Here is a 20,926-nt window from a genome sequence, read left to right on the forward strand (position 1 = left end):
TGTATTGAATTGCGTCAGCGAATACCCATATAACTCATGCAATCGTGCAAAGCTTGTATTTTTGTGTAAAGTTCTTATCTTATGTTGCTAAAATTATTGACTTTGTAATGTCTTTAATAATAGTTCATATAAATACATACAAAATATACAAAACTTGGCTGGACAAAACGGAAAAAATCGTTTTAAATACACTCAAGATTGAGCATGCCGTTTGAGCCCCTTTGGATTTTTTATTTTTTTAGGAAATTGAAATGGATCAGCGGTTTGTTTTTTTGGGTAAATTTAATTTTTGGAGAAAATTTATGAAAGTTTTGAATCTGACTGTGATTGGTGCTGCGGTACTACTATCTACCAGTGCAATGGCAAATGTTGCTGTGGATAGCACGAAAACTTTATTCAAAACTGCAACTAACCCAGCGGCAGTTAGTGCAGAAATTGGTACATTGGGCTATGGTGCAAACATCGGCTGGTCATTGAACGACCGCGTTGAACTACAAGCTGGTTGGACAGGTGGTAAAACCAATCAAGCGATTAAGAGTGATGACATTGCTAAGGTTGTTAATGTCGCTAAAGCGCTGAACAATAACGCTAATGGTGCCAAAGTTGATGATTTGAACCTTGCGGTGAAAATCAATGCTTCTAACCCTTATTTGGGCGTTCAGCTTCGTCCAGCCGCCAACTGGTTTACTGTTGGTACAGGTGTAATCGTTCCTAACAATAAAATCGAAGTTGAAGTGCAGCCAGGTGCGGGCGACAGTGGCAATTATCACATCGGTGGTGCTAAGTACTCAAAAGATGCAGTCGGTACTCTAAAAGGTAAAATTCAACATCGCAATACCTTGGCTCCTTACCTAACCGTTGGCTTCCGTCCAAATATCGGTAATAACTGGGGTCTATTTGGTGAAGTGGGTGCAACTTACCTAGGTAAAGTTAATGTTGATATTGAAAATACCAAAGACAACGATGTAACTGTAACTGCTATTGACACTCAAAAGCCTATCAAGCTTGCTGAGCTAGTAGACCAAGCTGAGCGTGATATTGAATCTAAAAAAGATTTAAAATGGCTAAGCTGGTTCCCAATTGTTAAAGTTGGTGCTACTTACCGTTTCTAATTCATTTTGAATTTAAGCACATAAAACAATCCCAGCCTTTTGGTTGGGATTGTCTTTTTATGGCTATGTTTTATATGTAAAACTTGGTGTGCTTAAAAAAACCAATGATCAGTATAAATTCATCGCATCAAATACAGATATACAGCTTGGTAAATTCTTGATATAATTAATAATACTAAGTAATGATTTGACCATTTAATCTGGTTGGCGTGCCCAATCTTGTCGTTGTAGATTGGGTGTGGCACGATGAACCATTGAGTTCATCATAAAGTGGTTGGATTTGTTAACTTACCAAATTTAAACTTACCAATTACCAATTTTACCAATGTAAAACACGGAGTTTTAAAAATGTCAGGGCAAGCCCCCACCAAAGTTTATCTAAAAGATTATACGCCACCTGTTTTTAAGGTTGCTAAAATTGACCTTGATATTAAGTTGTATGATGGCCATGCTACTGTTGATGGCATGCTGAATATGATAAGACAGCATGATGGCGATCTTGTGCTTTTTGGGCGTGAATTAGAATTAAAGTCAGTAATCATGAATGGTGAAGTACTGACTTCTGATGATTATACACTAGATGATGAAAAATTGATCATTCATCATGCACCAGATGAGGTGGTTGTTCACACTTCTGTGGTAATTTATCCGCAGAAAAATACCGCACTTGAAGGATTGTACCAAGCTGGCACAGGGGCAGAAACGATGTTTGTTACCCAGTGCGAGCCAGAGGGTTTTCGTAAAATCACTTTCTATCCTGACCGCCCAGATGTGTTGGCAGAGTTTACCACTCGTGTGGAGGCGGATAAAGCATTTCCGACTTTACTTGCCAATGGCAACTTGATTGAGCAGGGTGATTTGGGTGATAGACATTTTGCCATTTGGCATGATCCAACTTTAAAGCCAAGCTATTTATTTGCCTGCGTCATTGCTGACCTTGATGTGATGCAAGATAAATTTACCACTTCTGAGGGTCGAGAAGTGTTGTTGGAAATCTATGCCACCAAGCAGGATTTGGATAAATGTCATGTTGCCATGCAGGCTTTAAAAGATTCAATGAAGTGGGACGAAGATAATTATGGCTGTGCTTATGACCTAGACCGTTATATGATTGTGGCGACGGGCCAGTTTAATATGGGGGCGATGGAAAACAAAGGCTTGAATATTTTTAACACTTCTTGTGTCTTGGCCAGCCCAGAGACAGCAACCGATGAGCGTAGTTTCCGAGTTAAATCAGTTGTAGCACATGAATATTTTCACAACTGGACGGGCAATCGTGTTACCTGCCGTGATTGGTTTCAGCTGTGTTTAAAAGAAGGCTTGACGGTTTTTCGTGATCAGAGCTTTTCTGGTGATTTTCGTTCAAAAGCGGTACAACGCATTGAAGATGTGGCAGTGCTACAAGCACATCAGTTTGCCGAAGATGCTGGACCACTTGCTCATTGCGTTCGTCCTGAAAGTTTTGTGGAGATAAATAATTTTTACACCACGACCATTTACGAAAAAGGTGCAGAAATTGTTCGTATGATTGCCAATCTTTTGGGTAAGGAAAAATATCGCCAAGGTACAGATGAGTACTTTTCTCGACATGACGGACAAGCGGTAACCATTGAGGATTTTTTAGCCGCTTTATCGGTGGGTGATCAAAGGGTGATGGACTTTTTGGCTTGGTATCGTCAGCCTGGTACACCTGAATTATTTGGTGATTTTGAGGTTGATGGCAGTAAAGTAACCATCAATTTGTCTCAAAAAACTCGCCATGTAGCAGGTTTTGATACGCCAGTTGCCTTACCAATTCCTGTGGATACGGCAATTTTTAATGGTGAAACTGGTGAAATTTTGGCACAAAGAATGCTTCTTTTGACCAAAGAATCAGACAGCTTTGTATTTGAGGATTTAGCACTTGATGGTGTGCGTCCTGTCGTATCGGTATTGCGTAATTTTTCTGCTCCTGTCAAATTAAACTTTGAATATGGTGATGAGGATTTGATGAAGTTGGTGGCCTTTGAAAATGAAGGTTTCAACCGTTGGCAGGCGGTACAGATATTTGTCAATCGTCTGCTTTTGGGTAAATCTGACAACATCAAGCTTTTGACCGATACGCTGCGTGCAGTTGTGCCAAGTTTGATGAATACCGACCCTATGTTGACCGCCCGCCTGTTTGATATACCAAGTGAACAAGAATTGGCGATGGCGTACGAATCAGATTATCAGCCTTCGGCAGTCAAAGCGGTTCGAGATGAGCTAAAAAAAGCGATTGCAAATGATTTGTCTGATGTCGTAGGTGAGTGGTATCAGATGTTGCCAATTGAGCCGTATGAAGATACGCCTGATGCTCGTGGCCGTCGTCTGTTGCGTAATGTGTTATTAGACATTGCACTAAGTGCAGGTGTGGACAATGCAGAAAATTGGACATATCGTCAATATGATCTTGCTGTATGTATGAGTGAAAGATTGGGTGCACTGTCGGCAATGGTTGAGTTTGACTTGGCAAAATCTGCTGATTATGTGGCAGACTTTTATGACAGATTTGCTGATGATGATTTGGTCATTGATTCTTGGTTTAGCATTCAGGCACGAGCAGGCAGTCGTGATGTGGCGTTCATCAAGTCATTGATGCAAAGAGACGACTATGATTGGAATACGCCGAATCGTGTGCGTACCACGCTAGGCGGCTTGGCTACCAAGTCTGTTCAGCTATGGAGCGAAGAAGGCTTATCGCTGTATTTTGATGCCATCATTCGCCTTGATGCAACCAATCCTGCATTGGCATCACGACTGCTATCTAATTTGAGTCATTGGTACACACTAAGTGAGGCAAGTAAAGCACAAGTTAAAGAAAGGTTAATTGCTTTGCAGACTGCTGCCAAATCCAAAAATGTGTTAGAATTTGTTAATAATATGCTAAACGCCTAACCATGACCATAAAATACGGTGAGTCTGACTTGCCGTATTTTTTTGTTTCTTTTACAATCAATAAAGACTAAAAATACCCAAATTCAATGAAGCCACCTTTTTATTACACCCCAATCATTCGTCTTGCCATGCCAATCTATCGTTACATGGTCAAAAGAAAATCGCAACATTTGTTGACTTATGAGCGAGAGTTGAATGAACGATTTGGCAAAAAATATCTGCCTGTGCCAGCAATGACCTTTTTAAAAGATTGCTTGGACGACTTGGATTGTTTTGGTGAAAAATCAATCCAAAATAAAGTCTTGATATGGTGTCATGCGGTGAGTCTTGGTGAGCTAAATACTGCTTATCCATTATTAAAAATCTTATTAAATCAGGGGTTTGGACTTTGGATTACCAGTAGTACACAAACGGGTTTTAATCGAGTTGGTGTGCTATTTAAGGGCGAGTTGGGAAAGTCGGTTAATCATAGTTTTGTGCCTGTGGACGACTTGATTGTCATTCGGCGATTCATTGCTCATGCTCGCCCAGTCATGGCAATATTTGTTGAGACAGAGCTGTGGGCCAATATTTTGTATGAACTCAATCGTCAAAGCATTCCATCTGTCTTGGTCAATGCCAGATTGACCAAGAAGTCTTTTGATGGTTATGCAAAATTTGGCAAATTGAGCCAAAGCATGATGCAAAACCTGACCGCCATCATTGCCCAAGATGAAGTATCGGCAGACAGATTTGCTAAATTGGGTGCGAATAAAGAAAAAATTCATGTTGCCAACTCTTTGAAATGGGCAAATCTTGGGCAATTATCAAACGAAAATCAAGACCTTGTGGCTAAGATTGCTACTTGGCAAATCGGTCAAAGACCAATCTGGCTTGTCGGTAGTACTCATGAAGGTGAGGAGATACTGATGCTTGAAGTTCAAAAACAGCTATTAAAATCTGACAAAAACCCTTTGCTAATCCTTGTGCCACGCCACCCAGAGCGTTTTGATGAGGTGGCGGTTTTGTGTCAATCATCAGGGCTTATCACACACAGACGCTCGCAAAATGAACAAATCACACCAGATACACAGGTGTATCTGGTGGACAGTATGGGTGAGCTTTTGGCATGGTATAAAGTGTGTGATGTGGCGGTGGTGGCTGGATCATTTGTTGATAAGGGCGGGCACAATCCGATTGAGCCTGCATCTTTTGCAAAACCTGTGGTGATGGGGCGGTTTGTCAAAAATTGCGAGGCTTTGGTGGCACAATTGTCGCAAGTTTCTGCACTTGTGCAGACAAACAGTGTGGCAACTGATATTGCTGAGGCGGTGGCGTGCTGGTTGTTTGATGTCAATGCAGCAACAATATCAGGACAAGCTGGGGCAGATTTGGTTACCCAAAAACGACACTCTGCCCAAATACAGGCTGACATTTTGTTAAATTATTTGTCTTCTTGCCAAGACTAAAACTGGTATTTGATGTTTAGATAAACAAAAAAAGAATGCCATCAGCACTCTTTTTTTGTTTTTGTAAATTTAGGCGTTTGGGCAAATCTTGGCGATTTGCTCTCCCATTTGTACCGTTTTACTATGCACAAGGCCATCATTCCACATTGTGCCTGCTGATTTTGGCAGGATGATGATGGCGGTGGAGCCAAGATAAAATTGCCCAAGCTCATCACCTTTTTTGAGTGGCAAATCGTGTGTGCGATGTTGAATATAAGGCGTGCGTTTGATTGCTCCTGTTGCCACACAGCTAATGCCTGCCACTATCATTGCACCCACTAGGACTACGCACGCTTTGCCAAAGGTGGTGTCAAACTCACACACCAGCCGTTCATTTCTTGCAAACAGATCAGGCACATGCTCAGCGGTGGTATTATTGACCGAAAATAGTGTGCCTGGCACATAACGGGTGGCGGTCAGCACGCCATCAAAAGGCATATGTACACGGTGATAGTTTGTGGGTGCCAGATAAATGGTGGCAAAAGAACCATCAACAAATGTCTTGCCCAATTCAAAATCAGCAAGTAATTGTCCTACATCATAGTCATGCCCTTTGGCTTGTAATAATTGCCCTTGATGAATTGTTCCGATTTGGCTGATTTTGCCATCAGCAGGGCAAGCCACGCCATCGGTGCTATCATCTATTGGACGCATGCCATCTTTTAACTCACGAGTAAAAAAATCGTTAAAGCTGTCATAGTCATCTAAGTTGTCTCGCTTGTATTCTGCCAAATCTATATCATAGGCTTTGGCAAAAGCATGAATGAAAGTTTTTTTGATATAAGGATTGTCGCTCCTAGCAAGGTGGCCTGCAATTTTAGAGAGGGTCTGTTGCGGGGCGATATTTTGGGCTAAGGTAAATAAATTCATCATTCCTCCATTTTGTATGTTGTTTGGTGCATTGTTTGGGTTGGTGTATTTTAACCGATATTTGTTATAATGACCGTTTTATTTTTGCAAACTTGTATGATAAATCTGCCATTTGGCTAATCAATTGTAAGAATCAAACTAAGGAAATCTATGAAAGCTTTAATTCAACGAGTTCATTTTGCTCATGTTGAGGTAGATGGTAAAATTATTGGTCAGATTCAAAATGGAGTGCTTGCATATATCGGCATTGGCAAAGATGACGATTTTGGGCGTGCGTGCAAACTTATTGATAAAATTCTAGCCTATCGTATTTTTGAAAATACTACCGAGGTTGAAAAACTGGGCAAGTTGGATAAATCCGTATCTGATTTTGGTGGAGGCTTATTGCTTGTTTCACAGTTTACCTTGATGGCAAAGACGGATAAGGGTCGTCGCCCTGATTTTGCTCCTGCTATGCCACCTGATGATGCCAAACGATTATTTGATCAGTTGGTGGTTTATGCCAAATCAGTTTATCCAAGCGTCCAAACAGGAGAGTTTGGTGCTGATATGATGGTAAGTTGTGCTAATGATGGGCCGATTAATTTCATTTTGGAGGTTTGATGGCAAAATCAGTATCCAATGAATGCAAAATCAAGAGGTGGTATCTTTGCTGTCATCAGCAACGATAAAGCAAGTGCAGAGCCACAAGAGTGTGTAAAGCCAAGTGTGCCATGCCCTGTGTTTAGCCATAGATTATCAAACTGATCACCAGTACCACCATGTTTGATATGACCAAGATAGGCACGCCCGATGAGTGGTACATTTGAGGGAGTCATAGGACGAAGCCCTGTCCAGTAGTTTGGCTCATCATAGCTTAGTGCATCGCCAAATAGCATTTGCACACGCCGTGTCAAAGCCTGACAGCGTATGTCATTGAGTTTGGTATTGTAGCCGTCAAATTCTGCCGTACCAGCCACTCGTAGTACATCACGCTCACCACTTGTGAATCGACTCATGACAAGTTTGTACTCATCATCAATAAGACTGACCTGTGGGACGCGTGTGCCATCAAGCACGGTGTAGGTTGCAGAGTAGCCCTTAGCAGGGAAAATGGGCAAGCTTACCCCAATGGGATTAAGCAAGCGTTTGCCATAACTTGCCAGACATACAACATAATGGTCGGCACGGTGAGCGGATTTGATACCATTTTGGCAGATGGTGATGTGGCTAATGCGTCTGTCTACTGCTACGATTTCATCAATGTGTGTATTGAAGACAAATTTTACTCCATTGGCTTGACAATGTCTGGCAAGCTGATTGGTAAAAACATTCGCATTGGCAGAAAAATCAGTATTTGTATAGGTTGCACCTATAAGCTTATTACCAAGTACTGATAGGGCAGGTTCAATATCAATTGCTTGGTCGGGTGTGATGGGTATGCGATGACAGCCCAGCTCCTGCATTCTTATGGTGGGGGCAATGGCAGACTGGTATTCGGCAAGGTCGGTATAAAAATGCATGATGCCTTGTAGGCGTTGCTCAAATGCTAGCGGTAATTCACTCATTAGTGCTTTTAAGGTTGCACGAGAGTATAGTCCTAAACTGACCATTTGTTTTAAGTTGTCATCAGCACGGCCTTTTGTACATTCTTTTAAAAAGCGTAGGATAAAGCGGATTTGCTCAATGTTGCCATTGGGGCGGTAGAGTAGCGGTGCGTCAGGTTGGGCGAGCCATTTTAAGGCCTTTATGGGTGTGGTAGGATTCGCCCAAGGCGTTGCGTGGCATACAGAAATTTGTCCACCATTAGCAAAACTTGTTTCCATTGCAGGGGAGTTTTGTCGGTCAATGACGGTAACATCAAAACCAGCTTGTGACAGATACCATGCACTTGCTACGCCAGTTACACCAGCACCAAGCACGGTAACGGAGCTTTTGGCATCAGCCACGAGCGACACTGCCATTTAGGTTGTCTGGTAAAGATAAAACAGTTAAATTTTTCAAATCATCAGGGCGTGCAACGACCAAAGCGAGCTGGCCATCGCTATTGACAACGGTGACTTTATTATCAATATCAATATCGCCAGCTTTGACAAGGTGTAGCCATGCTTTCGGGGTGGCCTTAAACCAAAGCCTTGCAATGATCTCCTGCCCTAAATAACAGCCTTTGTCATAATCTACACCACCACGCTGGTGCAGCCGAAGCTCTTGTGGCTGAAATTGCTCACTTGTCTTGGCGGTTATCCAATAATTGCCTGTTTTTAGACTGACTTCTTGCCAAGTTTGCCAATCTGCTTCGCTTTGATTTTCCAAAAAAGTTGGCACATGGTTCATGACGCATGGATAAATTTGGATAGGCTTAGATAAAGATATTTTTGAAAATGTGCCATATTTTTTGATGTGTGCCTGAAAATCATCTGCCAGATCACTTGATAGCACAATGACAAACGCATCGTTTATTTTTTTTATCCAAAGTCCAAATTGCACGCGTCCTTTTAGGTTGCAAATGGCGGTGGGTAGATATTCACTACCGATTTTGGCAGTGTTTGCGGTGATTTGGCCTTGCAAAAATTTGTCAGCGTCTTTGCCACTTAGTGTGAATGCGGTAAAATTCATGGTGATTATCCAAAAACTGTCAATAAAACCAAAATATATCAAACTTCATTAATAAAATGCTAGGTTGGGGAGGCTTCTTAAAATTCAAGGGTAAAAATTTTTCCAAATTTACTGTAAATTAAGTTAAAATAAGAGTTTAATCAACTAGGAAAAGACCATGACACTACCAAACTGCCCAAAATGCGATGAAAGCTATACTTACCAAGATGGTGAACTGTTGATTTGCCCCATGTGTAGCCATGAGTGGCAACAAGGCGAAGCAGAAGACAACTCCCCTGTCATTAAAGATGCAGTTGGCAATGTACTCAATGACGGTGATAGTGTTACTGTGATTAAAGATTTGAAGGTAAAAGGCTCGTCTACACCAATTAAAGTTGGCACTAAGGTCAAATCCATTCGTCTGATTTATGATGCACCAGACGACCACGACATTGATTGTAAAATTGATGGTTTTGGGGCGATGAAACTAAAATCTTCTGTTGTCAAAAAGGCCTGATTCACTTTGATGATGCTTGGCGTTTTCATTTAAACATATCAAAGCATTCATTTTTTGGTTTTTTATTGCTACTTGCCACAAATATGAACCATGCCAGCTTGCTTTGTTTCTATTTAAACATTTAAACTGCTTTTTACTTTAGATCATTTGACAAACCGTTCAACAAACTTAACAAAAAGAGACTTAAAATGACCCAGCTTACCGCCGACCAAATTTTGTTTGAAAAAGCCAAACGCCATATTCCCGGTGGTGTCAACTCCCCTGTGCGTGCTTTTACTGGTGTGGGTGGCACTCCTGTTTTTGTCAGTCGAGCCAAAGGGGCGTATATTTATGATACCCAAGACCACCCTTACATTGACTATGTTGGCTCTTGGGGGCCGATGATTTTGGGTCATGCTCATGATAAAGTCATCAATGCGGTCAAATCGGCTGCTGATGATGGCTTATCATTTGGTACGCCTACGCCTTTTGAAATAACGATGGCGGATTTGATTTGTGAGATCTTGCCACACATTGAGCTTGTTCGGATGGTGTCAAGTGGTACAGAGGCAACCATGAGTGCCATCAGACTTGCAAGAGGCTATACAGGGCGAGATAAGATTGTCAAGTTTGAGGGTTGTTATCATGGGCATTCAGACAGTCTTTTGGTGAAGGCGGGTTCTGGTATGTTGGATATTGGCGAACCAACGAGTAAGGGCGTACCTGCTGATTTTGCCAAGCATACTTTAACTTTGCCTTATAACGATGTTGATGCTCTAAAAGCCGCTTTTGAAAATTTTGGTAGCGAGCTTGCTTGCGTGATTGTAGAGCCAATCGCTGGCAATATGAACATGATCATTCCTACTCAAGAATTTCACACCACTTTGCGTCATCTTTGCACCCAGCATGGCGTGGTTTTGATTTTTGATGAAGTCATGACGGGTTTTCGTGTCGGTCTAAAAGGGGCAAGCGAGTATTTTGGCATTACGCCTGATTTGACTACTTTTGGTAAGATTATTGGGGCGGGTTTGCCTGTTGGGGCGTTTGGGGGTAAGCGAGAAATCATGTCGCATATTGCGCCGCTTGGCGGTGTTTATCAAGCAGGCACGCTTTCTGGCAATCCTTTGGCGATGCGAGCAGGCAAAGCGATGTTTGATGAACTGGTGAAACCTAATTTTTATCAAGAATTGACACAAAAAACCACTAAGCTGGTCAGTGGTCTGCAAGACTGTGCCAACAAGCATGGTGTGGCGTTTACCACTTGCCATGTAGGCGGTATGTTTGGACTGTTTTTTGCCAAGGATTTACCAAAAAACTTTGGCGATGTGGCAAGTGCTGATGTTGCTAAGTTTAATAAATTCTTTCATGGCATGCTTTCTCGCGGTGTACATTTTGCACCTTCTGCTTTTGAAGCATCATTCATGTCAGCCGCTCATAGCGATGAAGATATTGAACAGACCTTATTGATGGCAGACGAAGTTTTTGCTACACTTTGATTGTTGACAAGGTATGGCAAATGACTGAAAAATTCAATTGTGGCACGATTTTGTGCTAAAATTAAATCCAAATACTTAAAGATAAGCATTGGAGATTTATGCGTTTATTGTTGGCATTATTTTTACCGTGGATGCAGTTTTTTACCATCGGTCGCCCATTCGCAGGGCTCTTTTGTTTGATTTTACAATTGACATTTATTGGTTGGCTACCTGCTGCAATTTGGTCGGTGTATGCCCTAAGTCAGTACAAGACAGACTAAAAGATCAAATAAATTGAGCAATCATATTTACACGATTAATATTTTTTAATATTTTTTAATATTTTTTTATAGGTAGTTTTCATGTTAAGCAAAATTATTGGCAGTGTCATTGGCACGAAAAACGAGCGTGAATTAAAGCGTATGCGTAAGGTTGTGGCAAAAATTAATGCCCATGAGCCGACCATTTCAGCATTATCTGATGATGAGCTACGCCAAAAAACCTTTGATTTTAAAAATCGCTACAAGCAAGGCGAAAGTCTTGATGACATTCTACCAGAGGCTTTTGCTGTTTGTCGTGAGGCATCAAAGCGTGTCAATGGTATGCGTCATTATGATGTTCAGTTGATCGGCGGTATTACCTTGCATGAAGGTAAGATTGCTGAGATGAAAACGGGTGAGGGTAAGACCTTGATGGCGACCCTTGCCATTTATCTAAACGCCATCAGTGGCAAGGGTGTGCATGTTGTTACGGTCAATGATTACCTAGCAGGTCGTGATGCTGAGCTGAACCGTCCATTATTTGCTTTTTTAGGGCTGTCAGTTGGCGTGATTTATAGTCAGCAGCCACCACAAGAGAAGTTTGAAGCGTATCGGGCGGATATCACCTATGGTACCAATAATGAATATGGCTTTGATTATCTGCGTGATAATATGGTGTTTAGCTTGGATGAGAAAAAACAGCGTCCACTAAATTATTGTATTATTGATGAGATTGATTCTATCTTGATTGATGAAGCAAGAACACCTCTCATCATTTCAGGACAAGCCGAAGACTCTGCTGAGCTTTATACTTTAATTGACCATATCATTCCAAGGCTGACTCGTTCCAAAGATGAGGAGGTCAATAAGAATAACACTGATGGTGATTTTTGGATTGACGAAAAAAACCGCCAAGTGGAAATCAGCGAAAAAGGCTATGAGAAAATAGAGCATTTTTTGACAGAGGTTGGTCAGCTTGGACAAAACGAAAGTCTGTATAGTCCAGCACGCTTGCCGTTGCTTGCCCATGTGCAATCAGCAATCCGAGCACATCATTTGTTTGTCAAAAATGTCCACTACATTGTCCAAGATGGTGAGGTAATCATTGTTGATGAAAACACAGGGCGTACCATGCCAGGCCGTCGTTGGTCAGAGGGTTTGCATCAAGCGGTAGAGGCAAAAGAGGGTGTGGAAATTCAGGCTGAAAACCAGACGATGGCAACCACTACTTTTCAAAATTATTTCCGCTTGTATGATAAGTTGTCAGGCATGACAGGAACGGCAGATACTGAGGCAGCTGAGTTTAAATCCACCTATGACTTAGAGGTGGTCATTATCCCAACCCACCGTCCGATTGCGCGTATTGATTTAGATGACCAGATTTTTTTAACCAAGCTTGGCAAATATCAGGGCATCATCAAGGAAATCAAAGAAATTACCGCCAAAGGTGCACCGGTCCTAGTTGGTACAGCAACCATTGAGGCAAGCGAAGAATTATCTTATCTGCTTGACCAAGAGGGGATTGTCCATAATGTTTTAAATGCCAAACAACATGAACGAGAAGCGGAAATTATTGCTCAGGCGGGTCGTCCAAAAGCGGTAACGATTGCCACAAATATGGCAGGGCGTGGCACGGATATTATTTTGGGTGGTAATTGGCAAGCCCAAGTAGAAAATTTAAATGAACTTAGCGACGAACAAAAAGCCGCCATGCAAGCTGATTGGCAAGCCAAAAACGAAGCGGTTAAACAAGCGGGGGGGCTCCATATCATTGGCTCTGAACGCCATGAATCACGCCGTATTGACAATCAGCTTCGTGGGCGAGCAGGGCGACAGGGCGATCCTGGTCAGTCAAGGTTTTTTTTGTCATTAGAAGATGATTTGATGCGTATTTTTGCAGGCGATCGTGTGACAAGCATGTTTCGTGCGATGGGGCTAAAAGAAGATGAGGCCATTGAACATAAGATGGTGTCTCGTTCTATCGAGAACGCCCAAGGCAAGGTAGAGGCAAGAGATTTTGATGCACGCAAGAGTTTGTTAAAATATGATGATGTTGCCAATGATCAGCGAAAGGTCATCTACACTCAGCGTGATGATTTGCTGGGGCAAGCAGACTTACAAGACTCCATTAAGGATATGCACTATGAGGTGTACAATGCTCTTATCAGTCAATTTGTTCCGCCAGGTTCGGTTGATGATCAGTGGAATATTGATGGTTTAGAAGATGAGATTGAAGAAGCATTTCGTTTTTATATGCCAATTAATGACTGGTTAGATGCTGACCGCCGCTTAGACGAAGAGGGTTTACGCATTAAAATTATTCAGACGGCCATTGCTCGTTATGAGGACAGACGCGTGCAAATGGGCAAGGAAAGTGCTGCCCAGCTAGAACGCCACTTTGTTTTACAAAGTCTTGATAGGCATTGGAAAGAGCATTTAACCCAAATGGATCAACTTAGAAAGGGCATTCATTTGCGTAGTTATGCTCAAAAAAATCCAGAGCAAGAATATAAGCGAGAATCATTTGAGCTTTTTGTATCCATGCTCGGTGCGGTAAAATCTGATATTGTACAAGATTTATCTAGAGTGCATGTGCCAACACCAGAAGAACTGGCCGCCTTAGAAGAGGAGCGTCGCCGTCAGATTGAAGCCATGCGAATGCAGTTTGATCGTCATGAGCTGGGCGAGGAGCAAGAGCAATCTGAATCTGGCCAAGCATCAGGACAAAATATCACATTGACTTTAGGTGCAGTAGGCGAAAATACTGAACGGGCCGAACATACGGCAGTAGGGGATATAGAGGACATTGCGATTCCAACAGGTACCAATCGTAATGCGCCATGCCCATGTGGCAGTGGCTTAAAATACAAACAATGTCATGGTAAAGTTGTCTAGCCAAGATCATTATTTTCATTCAGTACTTATTAGTTATCTGCGTTCAAATTTGTAGATATTAATGGAAGGTATGATGATAAAGCCACTTTGCTTGATGCTCATAACCGTTATCATGGTGTCGGCGTGTACCAAACGAGAGGAGCAACCTGTAGTAATACAAACTGAGGTGCAAATTGTTCCGATGTCCGCCGAACCTGCTGATGCCAAAGAAGAGGGTGTTAGCACCCCTTCGCATGAGAAAGCGGATGAAGGGGCATCTGAACTAATCATTGAGTCAGTCGATGACGATGCACCAACTGATAAATAAAATCTAATGAAAAAAGACACCCCTCATGAACAGGGTGTCTTTTTTTACGACTGCTTTTAGTTTGTTGTTAAGTTGTTAATAAAAAAAGCCCAGAATGGGCTTTTTTTATTAACAACAGTGATCTAAAAAGTAGATTACTTCTTGTCTGTGGTAGCAGTACCAGCAACAGCACCGTTAGCAGCATTTTTAGCAGCATCTGCAGCTTGTTCAGCAGCTTCTTGTGCATTTTCTGCAACAGCTTCAGCGTGTTCAGCGGCAGCACCAGTAGTTACTTGAGCGTTTTGAGCAGCAGTAGCGGCAGTAGCAGCGGCAGCATCAGCAGTAGCAGCAGCTTCTTGAGCAGCAGCATCAGTAGGTGCGGTAGCAGCAGCTTCTTGTGCTTCTACAGCAGCTTCAGCGGCAGCTTGAGCAGCTTCTGGAGCTTCTTCAGCTGGTTTTGAGCAAGCAGTTAGAGCTAGAGAAGCGATTAGAGCAGATAGAGCTAGTTTGGTTTTCATGGTAAATCTCCGTAAGAATAGTAAGTTAGTATTGTATGGAAACGAAAAAATCTAGGCAGATACATATGCTGTATTTACCACAGACAAAATCCTTATCATACTTTAATACTACGGTGCATAATTATACCTAAAATTTTGCAAATGAAAAGCAAAATTTTTTAATTTAACTGAAAAATTGTAACAAATTATTTCAATTAACTTGCTTGATGGTTTAGATTGCTCAAAATCCTGACCAAGCGTTTTGTCATATTCACAAATTTCATTTTGTGCAGATGTCGTACGATGATTTTTACAATTTTTCTAAGCCGTCTATTTTCTAAACCATCAATTAGGTGGTGGGATGGCTTTTATCCTGTTGCTTTTTTAGTCATGTTACGAAAAAATTCGTCGTTTGTTTTGGAGTCTTTTAATCGGTCAAGTAAAAATTCTGTGGCTTGCGAGTCATCCATGGGTTGAAGCAGTTTACGCAATACCCAAACACGGCGTAGTGTTTCTTCATCAAGCAAGCGTTCTTCACGGCGAGTGCTGGTTTTTTTAATATTGATTGCGGGGAAAATGCGACGCTCGGCAAGGTCTCGTTCAAGAGTAATTTCTTGGTTGCCTGTACCTTTAAATTCTTCAAAAATCACACTGTCCATTTTTGAGCCTGTGTCAATAAGAGCGGTTGAGATGATGGTCAGGCTGCCACCTTCCTCAACATTGCGTGCTGCACCAAAAAAGCGTTTTGGGCGTTCTAGTGCATTGGCATCTACACCACCTGTTAGCACCTTGCCACTTGATGGAATGACGGTATTATAAGCACGAGCCAGACGAGTAATACTATCTAGCAAGATGACAACATCTTGTTTATGTTCAACCAATCGTTTGGCTTTTTCAATGACCATCTCGGCAACCTGAATATGACGAGATGGTGGTTCGTCAAAAGTTGACGCCACCACTTCACCACGCACAGTCCGCTGCATTTCTGTTACTTCTTCTGGGCGTTCATCAATCAGCAAAACGATCAGATAGCATTCTGGATGATTTTTGGCAATGGCTTGAGCAATGCTTTGCAGTAAAACGGTTTTACCCGCCTTGGGTGGGGCAACGATGATGGAGCGTTGACCTTTGCCAATAGGGGCGATTAAGTCAATGACTCGCCCTGTTAAGTCTTCGGTTGTGCCATTGCCTTGCTCTAGCGTGAGTTGTTGGGTAGGAAAAAGTGGTGTCAGGTTTTCAAAAATTAATTTATGACGACTGCGATCTGGCGTATCAAAGTTAATCTGACTGACCTTTAATAGTGCAAAGTAACGCTCTTGTTCTTTAGGTGGGCGGATTTGACCTGCGATGGAATCACCTGTTTGTAGGTTAAAACGACGGATTTGACTTGGGCTGACATAGATATCGTCAGGGCCTGCTAAATATGAGCCTTCACTTGAACGCAAAAACCCAAATCCATCAGGAAGGATTTCAAGTACACCATCACCATAAATAGGCTCGCCATTGCGTGCGTGAGTCTTTAAGATGGCAAAAATGATGTCTTGTTTTCGATTTCGTGCCATATTTTCAAGTCCCATTTGTTCTGCAATGGCAAGCAGCTCAGAGACGGATTTTCTTTTGAGTTCGGTCAGATTCATGGGTAGGTCTTGCAAAGATTGGTCATGAGAAATGCTGTCAGCTCTGTGATAGAGATAATCAGACTGGCAAAATATATTATGAGAAAAGGTGCGTTGCGGATTGAAAAAGAATGTGCAACGGTGCGTAATGATACGAGTTTTTGCTCATAAAATCAAGCAAAAAAACAAAGAGACCTGCAAAAAACAAGCCTCTTTTACTCTTTTATTAGATTATTAGAATCGTTAGATTTATAGATGCTTGTCTAACAACTCGGCAAATTCTGATTTTGGACGGCTGCCAACAACAGTATCAACCTTTTCGCCATTTTTAAAAACAAATAAAGTAGGAATGCTACGAATGCCAAAGCGTGCAGCGATTTCTGGGTTGTCATCAACATTAACTTTGACAATGTGGGCAGTACCCTCATAATCGTTTGCCAGCTCTTCTAGGGTTGGTGAAATGGCTTTACAAGGACCGCACCACGGTGCCCAAAAGTCCACAAGTACAGGCTTATCAGATTGTAGGACATCTCGTTCAAAATTTGCATCGGTGGTATTGATGATTGACATATTTTCGCCTTTTTTGTTTGGGTTGTGAATGAAATATGATAGACGGCTTAACAGACTTTATAAAGAGTTGGTCTGGGTATTGATGGATAATCAATAAATAAAAGCCATCAAGTTAATTGTGTTATAATAGCAAAATTTTTAGAAAAAGACAGATTTTTTGTCATTGAATTTGTCAATCGTCCAAATTAATTGTGTTAAAGATATGAATAAAAATACCAATCGTCAAGACCGCTTGACTGATGATAAAATAGCTCGTATGAATGCCGATGAGTTGGCAAAGCCACAAGAGTTTTTTGCCAATTTCATCAAGTCTATCACAATTTATGAAGATGATGATATTTGGGTGGGAGATAAGCCAGCGGGACTTTTGAGTGTAGATGGCAGGACATTGAAGGTCAGTTTGCAATCACGCTTACTTAGGGTAAATCCAAACATCAAACTTATCCATCGGCTGGACATGGATACATCGGGATTGATCATCTTTGCCAAAAATGAGTACGCCCAAAGTCATGTTTCCAAGCAGTTTATAGACCGATTACCTCAAAAAGAATATCAAGCGGTGGTTTTTGGTACTGTTTGTCATGATGGCAAAACAGGGGTGATTGACATACCTGTTCGTTATGAGCCAACCACAAAACCTCGCCATATTGTCGATCCTGCTTGGTCAAAAAAAGCGCTGACTCACTATGAAATCTTGCATCACGAATTACGCACAGATACCCAAGGTAAGGCACACCCTGTAACTCGTGTGACTTTAAGGCCTATCACGGGTCGTAGCCATCAGTTGCGTGTGCATATGGTGCATATCGGCCATGTGATGATTGGTGATCCAATCTATGCTCAAAATACTGCACTAGAACTTGCACCAAGACTGAACTTACACGCTCATAAATTGCGGTTAAAGCACCCAGTGCACGGTGTGTGGATGGATTGGCAAAGTGATGTGCCGTTTTGAGGTCAAGTGATGCCAAGGTTAAAATTTGTATGCAGATAAGCTGTACTTATCTTAGTATTCTTAGTATGAAAAACATTAAAAAAGCAAAAAGTATTGTTATTCAATCTCTATTTTTCTTTATTGTTTTAAAGCAAAGAAGGTTTTTTTATTGTATCCATGATTAAATCAGACCGCTTACCACTGCACTTTGATAAATGCGTTTGGCTCGAGTGCCTGTACCACAAAAGACCATCACAGGGCTAGGAAGCTCATTTAAGAGTTTGGCAAATTGTTCAACCACATCAAAAGACAAGCTCTCGCTATCTATGGGCAAATGACGATATTGTAGACCTGCACTGGTTGCGATTTTGTTCAAAGCGTCAGTTCTTGGTTGATTGTCGCATTCATCATCAAAACGCAGATTGATGAGACTTTTAAAACCCAATTTTGATAAAACTTGGCATTGGCAAGGGTGGATTTGTTTATAAAGTGTGATGTGCTTTTTGTTCATATTACCGTTCCAATGTCTGTTTAGGCTGCTTAAAAAACAAAGCTATCTTAGCGAAATTTTTGTCATGATTCAACTTTGATTTGGAAATAAGCATATTCTAAAATTTTAAAAATTACAAGAAAATCAAATTTTTTGGCATGAATTACATATCATGCCAATCTTTGCTTTGATGTTTTAGTTTGTCTACGGCAAGTTTGGTACTTAAAAATACTTGTCCTGAAAGCTTATTAAGCAGTTTGCTGTCTTTTAAAATATCCATGACACCCCCCTTAATCTCTGCAAAATGCAGGCGTTTGCCCTGACTTTTTATTTCTTGATTAAAATCAATCAACATTTCTTGGGCGGTTAAATCCAGATGATTGACGGCGGTCATAATAATAATGATGTCGTGTGCTTTTGGGTGGTCATAATAACGGCGCCTTAAGGTGTTGTGAATGGTGGTGGCATTGCCAAAATACAAACTTTCATCAATTCTTAGCAAGAGTAAGTTGTCAAAAGTAGTTGTTTTGTGGCGTGTGATGTCGCGAAAATGTCCGCTATCACCAATCTGTCCGATGGTGGCGATATTCACTCGATGTGAACGATAAATCATCAGTGCAAAGCTAGATAATATCCCTGCAATCAATCCAACATTTAGTCCAAATCCAATCGCTACAATAAAGCTGATTATCCAGCATAGTGCATCTGCTTTGTCGTGTTTTAGGGCGCTGTTTAGGGTGTCAAAGTCCACCATTGAAATTGCTGAAATGACGATGATGGCGGATAAAACCGCATATGGCAATCCTGTCAAAAACTGCCCAAAAAACAGCAAAATTAGCAAAATGCCTACAGCACACATGACCGATGCCAAAGGTGTTTTTGCACCAAGTCCGATATTTAGGCTGGTGCGAGAAATGCCACCTGTCACTGCAAAACCACCTGACATACTGCTGGCGATGTTGGCAAATCCTAAACCAAGCAACTCTTTATTATTATCAAATGACTCTTTATGAATGCGTGCATAATTACTTGCCACTGCTGAGCTTGAAATAAAAGCGATGAGTGCAATAAGTAATGCAGATGGCAACATAGCCAAGAGAGTGCTGATAGATAATGGTGGCAAACTAAGCGTTGGAAAGCCCGTTGGTAGCGGCTCAAGTAGGTGTATGCCAAGCTCTTGCCAATGTAGCTGGTTTGCCAAAATGATGGTGATGATGGTGATGATGATAACAAGCATACGCTTGGCAAAATCGGCACTGGATTTGGGCAGCCACGACCAAAGCCCTGCGACATAGCGATTGGCGAATAAAATAGCAAAAGTTGCCACACCAAGCAGGGCAGTGCTTGGCTGAATGTAAAAGCTACCATGAGCCAGATTTTTGATGATGTCGGTTAGACTGCCACCAACGATGGGTGCACCTATTAGATTTTTGAACTGCGTGATGATGATTAGTGCGGCGGCTGCACTGACAAAGCCACTAGCGACGCCACGGCTGACAAATTGCATGATCCAACCAAGTCGCAATACGCTTGCTAGGCATAAAATCGCTCCCACCATGAATGCTAATGTGATAGATAGCATGATGTACTGCATACTGCCTGTGGCATAATCAGATAAAGCACTGGCAGTCATTACGGCTGTTACTGCCACAGGACCTAGGGCACTGACACTACTTGAACCTATGTAAGCATAAACCAAGGTTGGTACAATAGATGCGTACAGTCCCATGATGGGTGGCAACCCTGCCAATGCTGCGTAGCCTAGGCTTTGAGGAATGACAAGTATCGCCATCATGAAGCCTGCGGTCAATTCGCTAATGATGAGTTTGGGTTGTTGTTTTAAAGTAGTCAGCCAATGGGGAAAAATAGACATTATTATTCAACGCAAAAAAAAGGGGGTATAAAAAATGAGCCGTTAAATGAACCACTTAATTTAAAAGATTTTTGATACTGCTTAAAAAAGCGTGTTGTTTTTGCCATAAATTTTGATTTTTTGTGCAAAAGTACAATCTTTATACTCTGTGATACTTTATGGCCATTAACTTTTGTTTTATTTATTTTGTCCAGCACAGTTGGGGCTGTCTGGGGCTTTTGCTTGTTTTGTCCATTCATCGGGCGTGTAGGCATGAATGGCGAATGCATGAATCGTACCACCATTGATTTGCATGAGTGATTGTGTAAGAGCATAAATCATTTGATGGCGAGCAATCAGTCGTTTGTCTACAAAAGCATCGCTGACTATGACTAATTTAAAATGGCTTTCTTTGCCATCAAAATATCCTGCGTGTTTATGGCTTTCGTTGTCAAGCATGACATAGGTTGGGCTAAGTTGTTGTATGGCATCTAAGATGGCGTTAGCAGTCGGTGTATTCATTGATTTCCTTAAAGTTTATCAGTATTAATCGTTTTTATGATATTTTAAAAAACAGACTTTAACGATTTTGTGCT

The 20,926-nt window shown here is 41.6% G+C and carries 19 protein-coding genes; 10 read left to right on the top strand and 9 right to left on the bottom strand.

What is annotated here, in order from left to right; translation table 11 throughout:
• Positions 1-302 precede the first annotated feature (302 nt).
• The 3 genes from R0123_RS07110 (at position 303) to R0123_RS07120 (ending at position 5,476) form a co-directional block, all read left to right on the top strand.
• The gene (locus R0123_RS07110) at positions 303-1,112 is read left to right on the top strand and encodes a hypothetical protein (RefSeq protein WP_323842059.1); all 810 of its coding nucleotides are present in this window, start codon (positions 303-305) and stop codon (positions 1,110-1,112) included.
• Between the two features lie 348 nt (positions 1,113-1,460).
• Positions 1,461-4,028: an aminopeptidase N gene (pepN, locus tag R0123_RS07115; protein WP_323843560.1), complete on the top strand. Its 2,568-nt coding sequence runs from the start codon at positions 1,461-1,463 to the stop codon at positions 4,026-4,028.
• Between the two features lie 86 nt (positions 4,029-4,114).
• Positions 4,115-5,476 carry a 3-deoxy-D-manno-octulosonic acid transferase gene (locus R0123_RS07120; protein ID WP_323843561.1) on the top strand — a complete coding sequence of 454 codons (1,362 nt, stop codon included), beginning with the start codon at positions 4,115-4,117 and terminating at the stop codon, positions 5,474-5,476.
• A 69-nt stretch (positions 5,477-5,545) separates the two neighbouring features.
• Here the strand turns inward: R0123_RS07120 and asd are convergent, their stop codons facing one another.
• The gene (gene asd, locus R0123_RS07125) at positions 5,546-6,385 is read right to left on the bottom strand and encodes an archaetidylserine decarboxylase (RefSeq protein WP_323843562.1); all 840 of its coding nucleotides are present in this window, start codon (positions 6,383-6,385) and stop codon (positions 5,546-5,548) included.
• A gap of 150 nt (positions 6,386-6,535) precedes the next feature.
• Here asd and dtd point away from each other — a divergent pair, with 150 nt between their 5' ends.
• On the top strand, positions 6,536-6,988 hold the full coding sequence (gene dtd / locus R0123_RS07130) for a D-aminoacyl-tRNA deacylase (protein ID WP_323843563.1): 453 nt from the start codon (positions 6,536-6,538) through the stop codon (positions 6,986-6,988).
• An 8-nt stretch (positions 6,989-6,996) separates the two neighbouring features.
• Here dtd and R0123_RS07135 read toward each other — a convergent pair whose 3' ends face one another.
• Together R0123_RS07135 and R0123_RS07140 are read right to left on the bottom strand one after the other, a co-directional pair.
• Positions 6,997-8,328 (bottom strand): D-amino acid dehydrogenase, encoded by a 1,332-nt coding sequence (locus tag R0123_RS07135; RefSeq protein ID WP_323843564.1) that lies wholly within the window; start codon positions 8,326-8,328, stop codon positions 6,997-6,999.
• A complete protein-coding gene (locus R0123_RS07140; protein ID WP_323842065.1) occupies positions 8,306-8,980 on the bottom strand; it encodes a folate-binding Fe/S cluster repair protein in 675 nt (224 codons plus the stop codon). The genes R0123_RS07135 and R0123_RS07140 overlap by 23 nt, the downstream gene beginning before the upstream one ends.
• 157 nt (positions 8,981-9,137) lie before the next feature.
• Between R0123_RS07140 and R0123_RS07145 the strand changes: the two genes are divergently transcribed.
• From R0123_RS07145 to R0123_RS07165, 5 genes are all read left to right on the top strand, one after another.
• Positions 9,138-9,476: a zinc ribbon domain-containing protein YjdM gene (locus R0123_RS07145; protein WP_323842066.1), complete on the top strand. Its 339-nt coding sequence runs from the start codon at positions 9,138-9,140 to the stop codon at positions 9,474-9,476.
• 188 nt (positions 9,477-9,664) lie between these two features.
• Positions 9,665-10,951: a glutamate-1-semialdehyde 2,1-aminomutase gene (hemL, locus tag R0123_RS07150; protein ID WP_323843565.1), complete on the top strand. Its 1,287-nt coding sequence runs from the start codon at positions 9,665-9,667 to the stop codon at positions 10,949-10,951.
• A 98-nt stretch (positions 10,952-11,049) separates the two neighbouring features.
• Complete coding sequence (locus R0123_RS07155) at positions 11,050-11,211, top strand: YqaE/Pmp3 family membrane protein (protein WP_323843566.1); 162 nt, start codon at positions 11,050-11,052, stop codon at positions 11,209-11,211.
• An 81-nt stretch (positions 11,212-11,292) separates the two neighbouring features.
• A complete protein-coding gene (secA, locus tag R0123_RS07160; RefSeq protein WP_323843567.1) occupies positions 11,293-14,085 on the top strand; it encodes a preprotein translocase subunit SecA in 2,793 nt (930 codons plus the stop codon).
• 73 nt (positions 14,086-14,158) lie between these two features.
• Positions 14,159-14,392, top strand: coding sequence for a hypothetical protein (locus R0123_RS07165; RefSeq protein ID WP_323843568.1), 234 nt, complete (start codon positions 14,159-14,161; stop codon positions 14,390-14,392).
• Between the two features lie 134 nt (positions 14,393-14,526).
• Here the strand turns inward: R0123_RS07165 and R0123_RS07170 are convergent, their stop codons facing one another.
• From R0123_RS07170 to trxA, 3 genes are all read right to left on the bottom strand, one after another.
• The gene (locus R0123_RS07170; RefSeq protein WP_323842071.1) at positions 14,527-14,889 is read right to left on the bottom strand and encodes a hypothetical protein; all 363 of its coding nucleotides are present in this window, start codon (positions 14,887-14,889) and stop codon (positions 14,527-14,529) included.
• Positions 14,890-15,236: 347 nt separating this feature from the next.
• A complete protein-coding gene (rho, locus tag R0123_RS07175; protein WP_323842072.1) occupies positions 15,237-16,505 on the bottom strand; it encodes a transcription termination factor Rho in 1,269 nt (422 codons plus the stop codon).
• Between the two features lie 228 nt (positions 16,506-16,733).
• The gene (trxA, locus tag R0123_RS07180; RefSeq protein WP_323843569.1) at positions 16,734-17,054 is read right to left on the bottom strand and encodes a thioredoxin; all 321 of its coding nucleotides are present in this window, start codon (positions 17,052-17,054) and stop codon (positions 16,734-16,736) included.
• 202 nt (positions 17,055-17,256) lie between these two features.
• On the opposite strand from trxA, the gene R0123_RS07185 reads away from it, so the two are divergent.
• The gene (locus R0123_RS07185; protein WP_323843570.1) at positions 17,257-18,009 is read left to right on the top strand and encodes an RluA family pseudouridine synthase; all 753 of its coding nucleotides are present in this window, start codon (positions 17,257-17,259) and stop codon (positions 18,007-18,009) included.
• 160 nt (positions 18,010-18,169) lie between these two features.
• Here the strand turns inward: R0123_RS07185 and R0123_RS07190 are convergent, their stop codons facing one another.
• The 3 genes from R0123_RS07190 to R0123_RS07200 form a co-directional block, all read right to left on the bottom strand.
• Positions 18,170-18,499 carry a beta-lactamase hydrolase domain-containing protein gene (locus tag R0123_RS07190; protein ID WP_323843571.1) on the bottom strand — a complete coding sequence of 110 codons (330 nt, stop codon included), beginning with the start codon at positions 18,497-18,499 and terminating at the stop codon, positions 18,170-18,172.
• 142 nt (positions 18,500-18,641) lie between these two features.
• Complete coding sequence (locus tag R0123_RS07195) at positions 18,642-20,351, bottom strand: SulP family inorganic anion transporter (protein ID WP_323843572.1); 1,710 nt, start codon at positions 20,349-20,351, stop codon at positions 18,642-18,644.
• A gap of 177 nt (positions 20,352-20,528) precedes the next feature.
• Positions 20,529-20,852: a BolA family protein gene (locus R0123_RS07200; protein ID WP_323843573.1), complete on the bottom strand. Its 324-nt coding sequence runs from the start codon at positions 20,850-20,852 to the stop codon at positions 20,529-20,531.
• Between the last annotated feature and the right edge of the window lie 74 nt (positions 20,853-20,926).

Source organism: Moraxella sp. Pampa (genome assembly GCF_035181385.1).
GTDB lineage: Bacteria > Pseudomonadota > Gammaproteobacteria > Pseudomonadales > Moraxellaceae > Moraxella.